This is a genomic window from Sphingobium sp. PNB (assembly GCF_019873065.1).
Lineage (GTDB): Bacteria > Pseudomonadota > Alphaproteobacteria > Sphingomonadales > Sphingomonadaceae > Sphingobium > Sphingobium fuliginis.
Genome location: NZ_JAINEZ010000041.1, coordinates 1 through 15,229, shown reverse-complemented (window position 1 = coordinate 15,229; position 15,229 = coordinate 1). Strand labels below are relative to the sequence as shown.

The 15,229-nt window shown below is 65.3% G+C and carries 18 protein-coding genes and 1 other RNA gene; 8 read left to right on the top strand and 11 right to left on the bottom strand.

Annotated features, from left to right (window positions below; all coding sequences use genetic code 11):
• The first annotated feature begins 29 nt into the window (after positions 1-29).
• The 6 genes from dapF to K7W03_RS14855 all read left to right on the top strand — a co-directional run bounded on the left by dapF (position 30) and on the right by K7W03_RS14855 (position 5,252).
• A complete protein-coding gene (gene dapF / locus K7W03_RS14880) occupies positions 30-830 on the top strand; it encodes a diaminopimelate epimerase (RefSeq protein ID WP_222886682.1) in 801 nt (266 codons plus the stop codon).
• A gap of 1 nt (position 831) precedes the next feature.
• Complete coding sequence (gene mtaB / locus K7W03_RS14875) at positions 832-2,094, top strand: tRNA (N(6)-L-threonylcarbamoyladenosine(37)-C(2))-methylthiotransferase MtaB (protein WP_222886681.1); 1,263 nt, start codon at positions 832-834, stop codon at positions 2,092-2,094.
• Positions 2,095-2,214: 120 nt separating this feature from the next.
• Complete coding sequence (gene ftsY, locus K7W03_RS14870; protein ID WP_025547600.1) at positions 2,215-3,147, top strand: signal recognition particle-docking protein FtsY; 933 nt, start codon at positions 2,215-2,217, stop codon at positions 3,145-3,147.
• A 106-nt stretch (positions 3,148-3,253) separates the two neighbouring features.
• Positions 3,254-3,904 (top strand): septation protein IspZ, encoded by a 651-nt coding sequence (ispZ, locus tag K7W03_RS14865; RefSeq protein ID WP_044662717.1) that lies wholly within the window; start codon positions 3,254-3,256, stop codon positions 3,902-3,904.
• Positions 3,905-4,076: 172 nt separating this feature from the next.
• Positions 4,077-4,691 carry a superoxide dismutase gene (locus K7W03_RS14860; protein ID WP_222886680.1) on the top strand — a complete coding sequence of 205 codons (615 nt, stop codon included), beginning with the start codon at positions 4,077-4,079 and terminating at the stop codon, positions 4,689-4,691.
• A 123-nt stretch (positions 4,692-4,814) separates the two neighbouring features.
• Entirely contained in the window at positions 4,815-5,252 is a 438-nt protein-coding gene (locus K7W03_RS14855; RefSeq protein WP_222886679.1) for a hemerythrin domain-containing protein, read from the top strand.
• A gap of 2 nt (positions 5,253-5,254) precedes the next feature.
• Here the strand turns inward: K7W03_RS14855 and K7W03_RS14850 are convergent, their stop codons facing one another.
• The 11 genes from K7W03_RS14850 to mscL all read right to left on the bottom strand — a co-directional run bounded on the left by K7W03_RS14850 (position 5,255) and on the right by mscL (position 13,802).
• Positions 5,255-5,593 carry a (2Fe-2S) ferredoxin domain-containing protein gene (locus K7W03_RS14850; protein WP_222886678.1) on the bottom strand — a complete coding sequence of 113 codons (339 nt, stop codon included), beginning with the start codon at positions 5,591-5,593 and terminating at the stop codon, positions 5,255-5,257.
• Positions 5,566-6,114 (bottom strand): J domain-containing protein, encoded by a 549-nt coding sequence (locus K7W03_RS14845; protein WP_025547607.1) that lies wholly within the window; start codon positions 6,112-6,114, stop codon positions 5,566-5,568. Before K7W03_RS14845 ends, K7W03_RS14850 begins: the two co-directional genes overlap by 28 nt.
• 100 nt (positions 6,115-6,214) lie before the next feature.
• Positions 6,215-6,600, bottom strand: an RNA gene (rnpB, locus tag K7W03_RS14840) — RNase P RNA component class A.
• 60 nt (positions 6,601-6,660) lie between these two features.
• Complete coding sequence (locus tag K7W03_RS14835; RefSeq protein WP_025547608.1) at positions 6,661-7,359, bottom strand: N-acetylmuramoyl-L-alanine amidase; 699 nt, start codon at positions 7,357-7,359, stop codon at positions 6,661-6,663.
• Positions 7,360-7,473: 114 nt separating this feature from the next.
• Positions 7,474-8,382: a CheR family methyltransferase gene (locus tag K7W03_RS14830; RefSeq protein WP_226870178.1), complete on the bottom strand. Its 909-nt coding sequence runs from the start codon at positions 8,380-8,382 to the stop codon at positions 7,474-7,476.
• On the bottom strand, positions 8,382-9,461 hold the full coding sequence (locus K7W03_RS14825; RefSeq protein WP_025547611.1) for a chemotaxis protein CheB: 1,080 nt from the start codon (positions 9,459-9,461) through the stop codon (positions 8,382-8,384). The genes K7W03_RS14830 and K7W03_RS14825 overlap by 1 nt, the downstream gene beginning before the upstream one ends.
• Before the next feature lie 67 nt (positions 9,462-9,528).
• On the bottom strand, positions 9,529-9,894 hold the full coding sequence (locus K7W03_RS14820; RefSeq protein WP_025547613.1) for a response regulator: 366 nt from the start codon (positions 9,892-9,894) through the stop codon (positions 9,529-9,531).
• 94 nt (positions 9,895-9,988) lie between these two features.
• A complete protein-coding gene (locus K7W03_RS14815; RefSeq protein WP_044662721.1) occupies positions 9,989-10,426 on the bottom strand; it encodes a chemotaxis protein CheW in 438 nt (145 codons plus the stop codon).
• An 18-nt stretch (positions 10,427-10,444) separates the two neighbouring features.
• A complete protein-coding gene (locus tag K7W03_RS14810; protein WP_222886677.1) occupies positions 10,445-12,814 on the bottom strand; it encodes a chemotaxis protein CheA in 2,370 nt (789 codons plus the stop codon).
• A gap of 148 nt (positions 12,815-12,962) precedes the next feature.
• Positions 12,963-13,238, bottom strand: coding sequence for a hypothetical protein (locus tag K7W03_RS14805; RefSeq protein WP_025547617.1), 276 nt, complete (start codon positions 13,236-13,238; stop codon positions 12,963-12,965).
• A gap of 135 nt (positions 13,239-13,373) precedes the next feature.
• A complete protein-coding gene (gene mscL, locus K7W03_RS14800) occupies positions 13,374-13,802 on the bottom strand; it encodes a large conductance mechanosensitive channel protein MscL (protein ID WP_065846006.1) in 429 nt (142 codons plus the stop codon).
• Positions 13,803-13,903: 101 nt separating this feature from the next.
• Between mscL and K7W03_RS14795 the strand changes: the two genes are divergently transcribed.
• Complete coding sequence (locus tag K7W03_RS14795; RefSeq protein ID WP_222886676.1) at positions 13,904-14,506, top strand: LemA family protein; 603 nt, start codon at positions 13,904-13,906, stop codon at positions 14,504-14,506.
• Positions 14,507-14,513: 7 nt separating this feature from the next.
• On the top strand, positions 14,514-15,229 hold a 716-nt coding region (locus K7W03_RS14790), incomplete at its 3' end, for a TPM domain-containing protein (RefSeq protein ID WP_222886675.1).

Genomic DNA, 15,229 nt, shown 5'->3' with positions numbered 1-15,229 from the left:
CCGGCACAGGCCTTACATGCGCGCCCATCATGGGCCGTTTTTCGAAGATGCATGGACTGGGCAACGACTTTGTCGTGATCGACGCGCGGGAAACCGCGCTCGACATGACGGAGGCGCGCGCGCAGGCCATTGCCGACCGTCACGCCGGCATCGGCTGCGACCAGTTGATCCTGATCGGCAATAGCGACCGCGCCGACGTGTCGATGCGCATCTTCAACAGCGACGGCAGCGAGGTGGAGGCCTGCGGCAACGCCACCCGCTGCGTCCCCCTGTTCGTCGGCCGGGACGTGCTGATCGAGACGAAGGCAGGCCTGCTGGACGCAAGGGCCGTCGATGGCGGCGCGAGCGTCGACATGGGCGAACCGCGCCTCGAATGGGATGCGATCCCCCTCGCCTACGCCATGGACACGCTGGCCATGCCGGTAAGCTGGGAGGATCTGCCTGCCCCGGTCGCGGTCAATGTCGGCAATCCGCACGTGATCTTCTTCATGGACCGTCTGGACGGTGTGAACTTCGACCGTCTTGGGCCGCTGATCGAGCATGATCCGCTCTTCCCCGCCCGCGTGAACGTGAATTTCGCGCAGATGGTGGGCGACAATCATATCCGCCTGGTCGTCTGGGAACGGGGCGCCGGCCTGACCCGCGCCTGCGGAACCGGCGCCTGCGCGACGGCGGTGGCGGCGGTGCGGCGCAAGTTGGCGAGCGGGCCGACCACCGTGAGCCTGCCGGGGGGCGACCTTGTGATCGACTGGGCGCCGGGCAGGCATATATTGATGACCGGCCCTGCCACCCATGTCTTCGACGGCGAGGCTGACTGGGCGCGATTCTGACATGGGCGGGCCGCAGATCATCACGCTTGGCTGCCGCCTCAACATCGCGGAGAGCGAGGCGATTCGAGAGATTATCGGCCGCGAGATGCCGAACGCGCAGGATGATCTGGTCGTCGTCAACAGCTGCGCCGTGACGGCAGAGGCCGTGCGCCAGAGCCGGCAGGCCATCCGCCGCGCCCGCCGCGACCGCCCCGGTGCGCGGATCATGGTGACGGGCTGCGCCGCACAGACGGAGCCGGAAACCTTCGCCGCCATGGCCGAAGTCGACGCGGTGATCGGCAATCGGGAAAAGATGCACTGGACATCCTATCTCCCGAACGGAGGAAGTGACCCAGTCAGGGTCTCCGACATCATGTCGGTCCGCGACACCGCTCCCCATATGGCCAGCGCCTTTGCAGAACATGCCCGCGCCTTCCTGGAGGTGCAGAATGGCTGCGACCATCGCTGCACCTTCTGCATCATCCCCTATGGCCGGGGCAACAGCCGCTCCGTCCCGGCCGGCGCAGTCATCGACAAGGCCAGGGAACTGGTCGGTGCGGGTTACAGGGAAATCGTCCTCACCGGCGTGGACGTCACCAGCTACGGCCCGGACCTGCCGGGCGCGCCGTCGCTCGGCCTGCTGATCGAACGCATGCTGAAGGGGGTGCCCGACCTCCCCCGCCTGCGCCTTTCCTCGCTCGACAGCGTGGAGATCGACGAGCGGCTGTTCGACATCCTCGCCCATGAGCCGCGCATGATGCCGCATCTGCACCTGTCGCTCCAGGCGGGCGACGACATGATCCTGAAGCGCATGAAGCGCCGCCACAGCCGCGCGGACGCCGTGCGCATCGTGGAACGCCTCAGGGCCGCCCGTCCGGAGATCAGCATCGGCGCCGACATCATCGCCGGCTTTCCGACCGAGGACGACGCCATGTTCGAAAACAGCCTCAGGCTGGTCGAGCAATGCGCCATCGTCCATGGCCATGTCTTCCCCTATTCACCGCGCGCAAATACCCCGGCCGCCCGCATGCCGCAGGTGGAGCGGGCCACCATCAAGGCCCGCGCCGCCCGGCTGCGCGCCGCCTGCGGGGCGCAACGGGAACTCTGGCTCCAGAGCCTCATCGGTTCCACCCAATCCGTGCTGGTCGAACGCAACGGGCTTTCCGGACATGCCGAAAATTTCGCCCCGGTGCGTTTCGCGACCCCGCAATCGCCCTCCTCCATCGTCCATGCGACCATCACGGCCCTTGAGAATGGCGCGCTGATCGCGCAAGAGGCAGCGTGAGAGACAATCATTTTTCCGTCATTCCCGCGCAGGCGGGAATCCATCTCCGGGCCGTTCCGCCTGGTGCACCCCATGGGAGATGGATCCCCGCTCGCGCGGGGATGATGCTGGTGGATAGACATGGCTGAAACATCCTGGCGCGATCGCCTCTTCGGCGGCCTCAAGCGCACTTCCGACAAGCTGGGCGAGAATCTCACCGGCCTCTTCTCCAAGGCCGCGCTCGACGAGCAGACACTGGACGAGATCGAGGAAGCGCTGATCGTCAGCGACCTGGGTCCGGCCATGGCCGCCCGCGTGCGCGACCGCCTGTCCGAAGGCCGCTACAACCGCGAACTGACCGAGGATTATCTGCGGGAGATCATCGCGGAGGAGATCGAGAAGGTTCTTGCCCCGGTCGCGCGCCCGCTGGAGATAGAGGCTTTTCCGCGCCCTCAGGTGATCCTGGTCATCGGCGTCAACGGTTCCGGTAAGACCACCACCATCGCCAAGCTCGCCAACCTCTTCCTCGAACAGGATTATGGCGTGATGCTGGCGGCGGGCGACACCTTCCGCGCTGCCGCCATCGGCCAGCTCAAGGTCTGGGCGGAACGGCTCGGCATCCCCATCGTCGCGGGCAAGGAGGGCGGCGACGCGGCGGGCATCGTCTTCGACGCGGTGAAGCAGGCGACCGCCACCGGCATCGACGTGCTGATCGTGGACACGGCCGGGCGCCTGCAGAACAAGACCGAACTGATGGACGAGCTGGCCAAGATCCGCCGCGTGCTCGGCCGGTTGAACCCGGCGGCGCCGCATGACGTTGTGCTGGTGCTGGATGCCACCACGGGACAGAATGCGTTGAGCCAGATCGAGGTCTTCAAGGAATTCGCGCAGGTGACGGGCCTCGTCATGACCAAGCTGGACGGCACGGCGCGCGGCGGCGTGCTGGTCGCCGCGGCGGAGAAATATCGCCTGCCGATCCATGCCATCGGCGTGGGCGAGAAGATCGAGGATTTGCGGCCGTTCGACCCGGGCGACATGGCGCGGGCGATCGCGGGAACCGCCTATGCGCGGTGATCGCTTCCCCTTCGTCATGCCGGCGCAGGCCGGCATCTCTGGCCTCCGCGGCTCGACCCGGCCGCACGAGATCCCGGCTCCCGCCGGGATGACGGAGTGAACATATATGGCTGATCCGAAAAAACCGACCCATGGCGGCAATCTCAGCCTCGCGCTGGACTTCGGCCCTCTCCTCGTCTTCTTCCTGACCTACAAGGGCGCGGGCTGGCTCTGGGGGCCGGGCAACCCCATCACCGCGATGATGTTCGGCACCGCCGCCTTCATGGCCGCCATCGTCGTCGCCGTGATCGTCTCGAAGGTGAAGCTCGGCCGCGTGTCGCCCATGCTCTGGCTATCGGCGCTGCTGATCCTCTTCTTCGGCGGCCTCACCATCTATTTCCGCGACCAGAGCTTCATCCAGATCAAGCCGACCATCATCTACGCCTTCTTCGCGCTGATGCTGTTCGCGGGGCTGATGCGGGGCAAGGCGTTGCTCAAATATCTCCTCCAGGCGGCCTATGACGGCCTGACCGAGACCGGCTGGCGCAAGCTGTCGCGCAACTGGGCCCTTTTCTTCGTCGCCATGGCGCTCGCCAACGAAGTCATGCGACGGACCATGAGCTTCGATAGCTGGCTGGCCGTCAAGGTATGGGGCGTGACCATCGTATCGGTCGTCTTCGCTGCCGCCAACATCCCCATGCTGATGCGCCACGGCCTGGACCTGGGCGAAAAGCTGGACAGTGACGAGATCGGTGAAACCACCCCGCCCCAGGGTTGAATCGGCCGCCTAATTAAGATCGTTTCGCAATAGGCATATATCTGTTTTCATGGCCGCCGGGGGCGCATATGGGAGGGGCGCGGAGGCGTCCACGCCCCGACAGGACCATTGAACCAATCGACCGCACCATCCGTTCTGCGGCCGACCCATAACGAACCCGAGGAGTTCCGCCATGGCCTTTGTTCTTCCCCCCCTGCCCTATGCCAAGGATGCCTTTGGCGACATTCTGACCGCCGAAACCTTCGACTTCCACCATGGCAAGCACCACAATGCCTATGTCGTGAAGGCCAATGAACTGGTCGCCGCCGACGCCTCGCTCCAGGGCAAGCCGCTGGTCGAGCTGATCAAGTCGTCCAAGGGCGGCCTGTTCAACCAGGTCGGCCAGATCTGGAACCACACTTTTTACTGGCAGTCGCTGTCGCCGACCAAGACCGCGCCGTCCGGCCAGTTGCTCGACCTCATCAACGAGGGTTTCGGCTCGGTCGACGCGCTGATCGAAAAGCTGAAGGCCGAAGCCGTCGGCCATTTCGCCAGCGGCTGGGCCGCGCTGATCCTGAAGGACGGGAAGCTGGAAGTCACCAGCTACCATGACGCGGACACGCCCGTCGCGCATGAGGGCCATCAGCCGCTGCTGATCCTCGATGTGTGGGAACATGCCTATTATATCGACTATCGCAACGCGCGCCCCAACTATGCCGACCGCGTCCTCAAGGAAGCGATCAACTGGGACTTCGCCGCGCAGAATCTGGACGGCCAGGGCGTCAGCCGCGCCGACCAGCCGGCCTGAATGGAGGGCGCCCGCCGCGTGGAATGCGCGGCGGGCGGACCGCTCAAGCCTTTGTGAAGTCCGCACAACCGTTTCTTAACCCCGCGAGCGGAATATGCCGGGCGGGGACGAGGAAAGCGGTGCATGGACCTCGACGAATTGCAGAAGCAGCATGATGAGATAGAGGCGATGGCCGCCCGCTTTCATCAGGCGATAGCGGACGAAAGCGTTCCGCAAAGGCTGGGCCCGCTGCGGTGGCAGTTCGCCCGCCTGCTGATGGCGCATCTGGCGCTGGAAGACCGGATTTTCTACCCCAATATGCAACGGCAGCCGCACGAAAAGCTGCGCGGCACCGCAGCGCGACTCGAAAGTGAAATGGCGCCCATCGCCAGCGACTTCGCCGCCTATATGGCGCGTTGGAGCGATGATCGGATCGATCGCGAATGGGCGGATTTCTGCCGTGAAACCCGTGCCATCCTGGCCAGCATCCTGAACCGGCTGCACAAGGAAGAAGGGCTGCTGATGCCCTTGCTGTCCGACGCCGGGCTGATCGATTCGGCCCGGATCAGGCGCGCAGGCTGAATTCAGCCTTCCTTTGCCGGAACCAGGCCCAACGCCTGGGCCAGTTCATCCAGATCGGCGCCCGGCCGCACCAGCAACCAGTCGCGCGATTTTGCGCCATCGACGACTGTCACCGCACCCTTGGGACAGATGCCGAGGCAATTGACCTCGACGATCCCAGCCGCCGCCTTGCGCCCCTTCTTCAGAGAAAGATGCTGGCGCAGCGCCCGGGCCAGCCGCTCGTCCCCGTCCCGGCCGAAACCGCCGTCCAGCTTCTTCGAACATTTGCGGCAGACCAGCACCGCATGATCCCAGTTCGACCGGACGCGATCCTTCAATCCGCCCGCTCCCGCGGTTTCCACGTCCGCCGCTCCTCCGCCGCCCGCAGCACTTCATAGGCAGCCTGGATCGTCTGGAAACGCACAGCCGCCTGCGCGTCGCCGGGCTTCACATCGGGATGATATTCCTTGGCAAGGCGGCGCCAGCTCTTCTTCACGGCCTCGAAATCGGCGTCGTCCTCCAGCTCCAGCGCCTGCAGCGCATGCAACTCGTCGCGCGAGCGGCTGCCGTCACCCGGCCCGCCCCAACCATGATAGGCGCTGTTCTGATAACCGCCCGCGTCACGCCGCTCGGCACGTTCGCGCTGCTCCCGCTCTTCCTGGTCCAGGCCCTGAAAATAGTCCCAGTTGCGGTTATATTCCGCTGCATGGTCGGTGCAGAAATACCAGCGTTCGCGGCTGTTGGGCGATTTGGGCGCGGGGCAGTCGCCCGGCCGGTCGCAGCCATGCCGGTCGCACAGGCGCACCTGCTGCGCCTCACGCGATGCGCCGTAGCTGCGCCAGCGGGGAAAGCCCCAGTCATTGGATCGGCTGCTTCTTGCCATGGTTCCAAATTAGGCAGGCCGCGGGCGGAACACCACCCCGGCAGCCGATGAAATTGCCGTTATTTTAAATCCTCCCCCATCTGCCGATAGGGAGGATTTAAATGCCAGAGGGCCTGTAAGCCGGGTTCTGTCCCCCTCTTGCGAAGGGTGGCGACCATTCCTCTAGGGGACGGATCGCTCCGTCCCTCCAGCAACCAACCCGGGCGGTCTCAGCCGAAACTGGCCTAGCAGCCGAAACTGCGCGCCGCCCCTATTCGGTCTTGCTCCCGGTGGGGTTTACCGTGCCGCCTTGCGTTGCCGCAGGCGCGGTGCGCTCTTACCGCACCCTTTCAATTTCGCTGAGCCGAAGCTGTAGCGACCTGCTTTCTGTTGCACTGTCCCTTGGATCACTCCAGCCGGCCGTTAGCCGGCACCGTCATTTCGTGGAGCCCGGACTTTCCTCGCCGTGGAAGTTACCCGCCACGCCGCGGCCGCCCGGCCCTCTGGCAGAGGGGCCTATACACAAGTCCGGCGCCCCCGTCATCCCCGTTTGGGCGTCGTCCCCGTTCAGTCGTCGCCCATCGGCTTGGGCAGCAGCAACGCCAGCAGGATCGCCCGGCACTCGCCATCGATGATTCCATCGATCAGTTCGGGCCGAAAGCGCCGCTGGAACGCGACCACCGCCGCCTGCGGCTCCGCAATGTCGTATCCGAAGCGCTCCAGCGCCAACATGAAGCCCCCATCGCTCCAATGCGGGTCCATCAGATTCTTGGTCGGGCGCGGCAGGGCCAGCCGCAGACGCGCCAACTGGCCCCAGGGGAACAGTTCGCCGGGGTCCTGCTTGCGGGCCGGGGCGACGTCGCTATGCCCGACGATGTTGCCGCGGGTGATCCTGTGCCGCTGCACGATCTGGTGGATCAGCGGGATCAGCGATCCCATCTGCGCGTCCGGAAAGGGCCGATAGCCCCATTCATGCCCCGGATTGACGATCTCGATCCCGATGCTGGCCGAATTGATGTCGTCGATGCCGCGCCAATGGGCGCGGCCGGCATGCCAGGCGCGCTTTTCCTCATCCACCATGCGGATGACCTGCCCATCCTCCGTCACGACATAATGAGCGGATACCTTGGATTCCGGGCTGGCGAGCCAGTTGATCGCGGTCGCGGCATCGGCCATCCCGGTATAGTGCAGCACCAGCATGGAAATCGGCAGGCTGCGCTCGTCAAAATTGGGCGACGGCGTGTCGATCATCGGGAAGTCGTTCATCGCCAAGGGCCAGTCACTCGCATTCGTCCGTCAGCGCCTTCGGGCGCGCGGACAGACCATGGCCGACAGCGGCAGACCAATCAAGCAGGGCGCGGTATTTTCCCGCCGGGACGATCAGACCGCCCGGCGCATCGCTCCGCCCGATTGCGCCGCGGCGTCGGCGCGGCGTCCATAGCCGCCGCGGAATTCGGCATGGGGGACGAAATCCTCGCTATGGCCGATCACCGTCTCGCCCGCCCCCAAAAGCAGGACAGAGCCCGCATGGCTGTGCCGGGCGAGAAGACGCAGCACGCTCTGGCGGCGTTCGGGCGTGAAATAGAGAAGCACGTTGCGGCAGAGCAAAAGGTCATATTCGCCCTGGGGGGCGTGCGCGTCGAACAGATTGTCCGTGCGGAAATCGATCATCTGGCGCAGGGCCGAATTGGCGCGCCAATCGTCGCCCGAAGGGTCGAACCATTTGAGCAGGTCCCCCACCGGCAGGCCCCGCTGCACATCCATCTGCGTGAAGATGCCCGTCTTCGCCTGCGCTATGGCGGCGGTGGAAATATCGGTCGCCAATATCTCGATCCGCCAGCCGCGCCAGCGCGCCATGTCGTTGCAAAGCTGGATCGCCAGCGAATAGACCTCCTGCCCAGTCGAACAGCCCGCGCTCCAGATGCGCAGCGTCCGGTCCGATCGCTGCGCATGGATGCGCGGCAGGATATGGCGGTGGATCATGTCGAATATCTGGAGATCGCGGAAGAAGCTGCTCTCATTGTTGAGCAGCGCGTTGACCACGTCATTTTCCAGCATAGCATCCTTGTGCCCCATCAGCCGGGACGCAAGTGCATCCATGTCGCTCAGCCCATGGGCCCGCAGCACAGGCTTCAGCGCCGTCTCCATCCGCCAGGCCCGGCTTTCGGACAGGATCTGACCGGTGCGCGCTTCCAGCAGGCCGGAAAAGATGCGCGCCGCCCCGCGCATGTGATCGCCGGAGGAAACGGAGCCGGACAGGAGGGGGTCGGCCGAAGGGGGCAATGCCATCAGTTTCTGTTCTTTCCTCTTCGCGCCACGAAATCCATGATCGCATGGGGTTCCAGCAGGGCGCAGTTCAATCCTTCTCCGGCAACCGATCCGGGCATGCCCCAGACCACGCTGCTCGCTTCGTCCTGCGCCACGATCCACCCGCCGGCCGCCACTATGTCCCGCGCACCGGCGGTGCCGTCCCGCCCCATGCCCGTCAGCACCACGCCGGCCGCGCCAGCGCCATAGGCCTGGGCCATGCTGGCGAACATCGGGTCGACGCCGGGCAGATTGCCGGTCGGCGTGCGCTGCGGATTGAGCACGACGGAAACCCGAGCATAAAGCCCCCGCCGAAGCTGGAGATTGGCGTCCCCCGGCGCGACATAGACGATGTCCGGGGCCAGCAACTCGCCCTGCTCCGCCACCTTGACGCGCAGGGACGTCATCCGCCCCAGTTGCTGGACGAAATAATGGGTGAAGCTGGCGGGCAGATGCTGGGTCAGCAGGATCGGCACGCCCAGCGGCGCGGCCAGACCCGCGAAAAGCTGTCCCAGGGCATGGATGCCGCCGGTCGATGCGCCGATGCCCAGGCAGGCGAGCGGCTGGGCCGCCTGCTCCGGATCGGCCCGCAGCGGCGGCCGGACCGCCACAGGCATGGCTTCGCCGCTGAACAGGCGCGATAGGCGGTCGATCAGGGCCTGGGGGAAGTGCTCACCGAAGCTGCCGCTTCCCGGCTTCGCCAATATGTCGCTCGCGCCCAGCGCCAGCGCTTCTACCGCCGCGGCGCTCCCCTCCTCGCAATTGCCCGACAGGATCACGACCTTGGCGCGCGGATTGGTCCGCAGGATCGCGGGCAGCGCCGTAAGACCGCTCTGTCCCGGCAATTCTATGTCGAGCAGGATCAGGTCGACCTCATGGTCCCGCAAATAGCCCAGCGCATGTTCGGCGCTGTTGGTCTTGTGCGTGACGGAAAACCGCCGGTCGGCGTTCAATATCCGTTCGATGACCGTCCTGACCACGACCGAATCGTCGACGATCAGGGTACGCAGCGCCCTGTCCTCGTCGCGGCTGCTGGCCATGATCGGCACGTGAACGGTCATCGAGGGAAATCTTTCTGAACAAAATCGGGGAGGTCGGTCGAAGATCGCTCGATCCGAAGCGCTACGCCTAGATGACGCCGACGATCGTCAGCTTGCTTTCCAGCGTTTCGCGGTCGAACGGCTTCATCACATATTCGTCCGCGCCGGCTTCGACGGCGGCCTTGATATGGCTGATGCCGTTTTCCGTGGTGCAGAAGATGATCTTGGGCCGCGCGGACAGATTGGCGTCCGGCAACGCCTGGAGGAATTCCATGCCGCTCATCACCGGCATGTTCCAGTCCAGCAGGACCACGTCCGGCACGGACGTTTCGCATTGCGTAAGGGCGTCACGCCCGTCGACCGCCTCGCTCACCGAAAGATCGAGCGATTCCAATATATGGCGGGCAACTTTGCGGATGACCTTCGAATCATCCACGACCAGGCAGTTTTTCATAGAGCGTCCCTTGTTTTGCGTCCCATCGTCACAAGCCTTAACGGGCAAAGGCGAGGATTTGGTAAACGCCGGTACGAGATCGTGCGATCTGGCGTCATGCCGCCTGGGCGACGGTGCCGGCCTCGATGAAGCCGCTCAACGACACCAGCAGATAGGGCTGGCCCTCATGCTCCACCAGGCCGCGGGCATAGGGCGCCCAGGCGGCATCGAGCTGGCCGCGCAGCGGCAGTTCGCCCTCCGGCACCTGGCAGATGTCGTGCACGGCATCGACCATCAGCCCATAGCTGTGGCCGCTGATGTCCGCGATGATCGCGAAGACCCGCCGCTCCATGGGTGTCGGCCGCCCCCGGACCAGCGCGGCGACGTCGATGACGGTCAGCACCCGGCTGCGCAGCGCGGACAGCCCGGCGACATGCGCGCCCATGCCCGGCACCGGCGAGATGTCGGTCAGCTTGACCACCGCCTCCACCTCCCGGGTTTCGACGGCGATCCTCGTGCCCGCCAGCGTGGCGAAGAGGTAAAGCTGGTTCATGCGGCTATTTCTCCGTTCCTATCGCCGCGATCCGGCGAGCGCGGCCATCAGCGCGTCCTGATCATAGCGATAGATGCTGCTGTCCTGGGGTCCGGCGGGTCGCGGCGTGGCGCGCAGATGGACGATGCGGCAGCCCAGCAATTCGCTCGCCTGGGAGGCGTCCGATCCGGTGAACAGCACCACATCCTGCGGGTCGACCGCTTCGTCGGCGGGCAGGCCCATCACCACATCATGCCCGGCCTGGCGGAGCAGCGGCGCCAATATCTCGCGCGTCCAGCCATCCTCGCTGTCGGCCAGCAGGCAGCGACCGCCGCTCCGTTCCGCGACCGGCTCCTCCGGCAGGGCGGCGAACAGGGCGAAGGGGTTGATCACCTCCAGATGCTCGCCATCGATCACGGCAACCCCGCTCAACAGCCCATGCATCGCGATCATGTCCGGCACGGCGGGCATTTCCACGATGTCGAGCACCGCGGCAACCGGATAGCAGGCCTCCCTCGCGCCGTCGCGCAGGCGGAGCGCGGCGACCTTCTCCTCGGAAAAGGCATGATGGCCGTTGGCGACCGGCACCAGCCGCCCGTCCAGACGCACGAAGCCGCGTCCGCCCGACCGACCGAACAGCCGGGCGTCGATGTCCTCGACCCTCTCGATCAGCGACAGCTTCAGCAAGCGCCGCTCGCCCGAATATTCCTCGAACCGCAAGGCAGGCACCATCTCGACACCGCCCTGCGCCTCCTCATCCTCCCCAGCCCGGCGGGCCGCATGATCGTCGATGATGTTGGGCAGACGCGCCGCATTGGCGAGGCCCGCCGCGTCCAGCAGCAGCATCGGCTTGCCATTGTCGGGCAGGGTCATGCCGGCATAGACGCCCGACGCCATCACCAGCGGCGATGCGGGACGGATCACCAGTTCCTCATGATTCTCCACCGCCGACACGCCCATGGCGAAGGGCACGCCGGTCGCGGAACGCACGACCATGACGGCACGCGGCCCGGACTGCGCGACCCGCTCCATGCCCAGCACGTCTTCCAGATCGATCATCGAATGGCGGATGGAGCGGATCGTCGCGATCTTGGCCCCGCCGACCTGCGCGATGTTCAGCGTCTCATTGTTGTCGTGCAGGATTTCCACGACCGCAGCGCGGGGAATCGCGAAATGCAGGTCGCCGGCCCGCACGATCAATCCCGGAATGATGGTCAGTGTCAGCGGCACCCGCAAGGTGATGGTCAATCCGCAGCCGGGCCGGTTGTCGAGCGCGATGACGCCGCCGATCCGCTCCACATTGGCGCGGACCACATCCATGCCGACGCCGCGCCCGGAAATGGCCGTGACCTGACTGGCGGTCGAAAGGCCAGGATGGAAGATCAGGTCGAGCTTCTCCGCCTCACTCATCCGCGCGGCTGCTTCCGGCGTCAGGCGGCCCGCCGCCATCGCCTTGTCGACCAGCCGGCCGGTATCGATGCCTTGCCCGTCATCGGAAATCTCGATGACGATCTGGTTGCCCGACTGGCGCGCCTCCAGCTTCAGCCGCCCCGCTTCGGGCTTGCCCAGCGCCCGGCGCCTTTCCGGCGTTTCTATGCCATGGTCGATGCTGTTGCGGACGATATGGGTGAGCGGGTCGACCACCATCTCCACCATTTCGCGGTCCATTTCGACATCGCCCCCCTCAAGGCTGAGGTCGATGCGCTTGCCCAGGTCCCGGCCGAGATCGCGCACCATGCGCGGGATGGCCGTGAACAGGCGGTCGACGCGCTGCATCCTGGTCTTGGAAATGGCGTCGCGCATGTCCGCGACGCAGGTCGACAGTCTTTCGAAGGCGCTTTCCAGTTCCGGATCGCCCGACCGCTCGCGCAGCTTGCGCGACAGCTCGTTGCGGGCCAGCACCATGTCGGACACGCCGTTCATCAACTGGTCGATCAGCGACAGGGGCAGGCGGATCGTGCGCGGCGCCGATTGCCCGCCGGAAGCGCGCGCGACGGCGACGGACGCCGCCGGCGCCTCGCCCTCATCCGGCGCGGACGCTTCCTTCTCCGTCAGGGCGGCGATCAGATAATCGTCATTCTCCTGCGGCAGCGCAGCGCCGATGGCGACCGCCTCGGCCAGTTCCGCGATCCGGTCCATAATGCCCAGAACGGCGCTGACGGTGGCAGGATCGGCAAGGCGCTTGTCCGCCCGGATTTCCGACAACACATCCTCAGCCGCATGGCTCAGCCGTTCGAACCGCGGCAGGTTGAGGAAGCCGCAGCTCCCTTTCACCGTATGGAAAAAGCGGAAAATGGCGTCCAGCCGGTCGCGGTCCGTAGGGTCGGCTTCCCAGGCGACGACCTCCCCCGCCAACGCCTCCAGCGTTTCCTGCGTTTCCGATATGAATTCCTGGAGTAGCTCGTCCATTCCACCGCCTCATGGGATAGGCGGCGGACCATGGCGCGGCTGTGGTTAAATCCCCGTTAAAGAGGGGTGGCGCGGCAACCATGAAAGGAAAAGGGGCGCCGCGACCGGCAGTCGCGGCGCCCCTTTCGGCTCGGTAACAGCCTTGAACTTAATGCGCCTCGGTCTTCTCGACCGAGTCAGCCGCCTTTTCCCCGGCTTCGCGGGTGGCGTCCGCCTTGTTCTCCAGCGCGTCCGCGGCGTTTTCAGCGGCGCTTTCGGCATTGCCGCTCAGATTATCGGCCATCGCTTCCATATTGTCGGCCTGGTTGTCGATGGCGTCCGCCTGATTCTCATACGCGTTCTCGACCTTGTTCTCCTGCTTGGAATCGCATGCAGCAAGCGCGATCAGGCTGGCAAGGCCAAGGACTGATACGAAGGTTTTCACGGCGTTTTCTCCTGTTGCGCCCCCATGGGCTGACGTCATTCGGCAAGGGGACCGGATGCCCGGAACCCTGACGCCCATCAACTGGTCGCGCGAAGGATGGTTCCCGCCGCACGCTCCTTTCGTCGCGGAAACGACTTATTTTTTCAGGGAATCGCGAATTTCGCGCAGCAGCAGCACGTCCTCCGGCGTCGCGGCCGGCGCTTCCTCGGGCTTGGGCATTAGCTTGTTCACCGCCTTCACCAGCAGGAAGATGATGAAGGCCAGGATGAGGAAATTGACGAACACGGTCAGGAATTCGCCCCAGCCGAACATGGCGACATTGGCCGCCTTCAGGTCGGCATAACTGTCCGGGTTCCCCTTGAACCCGGCGGGAATCTCGCCCAGCCGGATGAAATAGCCGGAAAAATCGGCCCCGCCGAAGATATAGCCGACGACCGGCATGATCAGGTCGTCCGTCAACGACTTGGTGATGGTGGCGAAAGCCCCGCCGATGATCACGCCGACGGCCAGGTCCATGACATTGCCGCGATTGATGAACGTCTTGAATTCGGAAATCAGCCCCATGGCGAACCCCTTGTCCCGATTGCGATATTGACAGCATGAGCCGTTGCGAAGGCTTCGACAACCGCCTATTTCCTCACACGAAACAAGCCTGAGGATGTTCCATGACGATCCTGCGCCAGTTCCGCCTGTTCCTTCTGCCGCTGCTGGGCGCCTTTGCGCTCAGCGCCTGCGGCATCAACAGCGTCCCCGCCGCCGAGGAGGTCGCAAAGGCCAAATGGGCCGACGTGCAGGCGCAATATCAGCGCCGCGCGAACCTTGTCGCCAATCTCGTGGCCACGGTGAAAGCCGCCGGCAAGCAGGAGCAGGACACGCTGGTCAAGGTGACGGAGGCCCGCGCCAGGGCCACCTCCGTCCAGGTCAATGCCGAGGATCTATCCGATCCCGCCAAGGTGCAGCAGTTCCAGCAGGCGCAGGCGCAACTGAGCCAGGGCCTTGGCCGCCTTCTCGCCTCGGTAGAGGCTTATCCGGAGCTCAAGACCAACCAGAATTTCCTCGACCTGCAATCGCAGCTCGAGGGTACGGAGAACCGCATCGCCGTCGCCATTCGCGACTATAACGAAGCGGTGCGCGCCTATAACACCCGCATCCGCACCTTCCCCGACGCGATCGGCGCCAAGATCATCCATGGCGCCAAGCCCATGACTCCGTTCCAGGCCACCACGCCCGGCGCGGAAGAAGCGCCGAAGGTCGATTTCGGCAACTGAGCCGGTGATGCTCCGCCGCCTGCTCCTGATCTTCGCGCTGCTGGTTTTCATGCCCGTGGCGGGAGGGACGGGAATCGCGCCTTCCGCTCAGGCCCAGACCTTCCCCAAGCTGACCGGCCGGGTGGTGGATGACGCCGCCCTGCTCTCCCCTCAGCAGAAGCAGGCGTTGACCGACAAGCTGGCGGCGCTGGAGCAGCAGAGCGGGCGGCAACTGGTGGTGGCGACCCTGCCCGACCTCCAGGGATATGACATATCCGATTATGGCTATCGGCTGGGCCGCGCCTGGGGAATCGGGTCCAAGGACAAGAATGACGGCGCGCTGCTGATCATCGCCCCCAATGAGCGCAAGGTGCGGATCGAGGTCGGCTACGGCCTGGAAGGCATCATGACCGATGCGCTGTCGTCCCAGATCATCCGCAACGCCATCACGCCCCGGTTCAAGGCCGGGGACATGCCCGGCGGGATCGATGCGGGCGTGGACGCCATCGGCAAGCTGCTGACCCTGCCCCCCGAAGAAGCCAAGGCGCTGGCGGCGCAGGCCGAAGCCAGGGCGCGCGACGCAGCGGACGATGGCGGGGCATTCATGGCGATATTCTGGCTCGTGGTCGTCGCGATCATCGTGATCGCCATGCTTTCCGGGCGGGGCAAGGGACGGCGCTATCGGGGCGGATCGGGACCGATCATCCTGTGGGGGCCGGGCGATTCCGGATGGGGCGGCGGCGG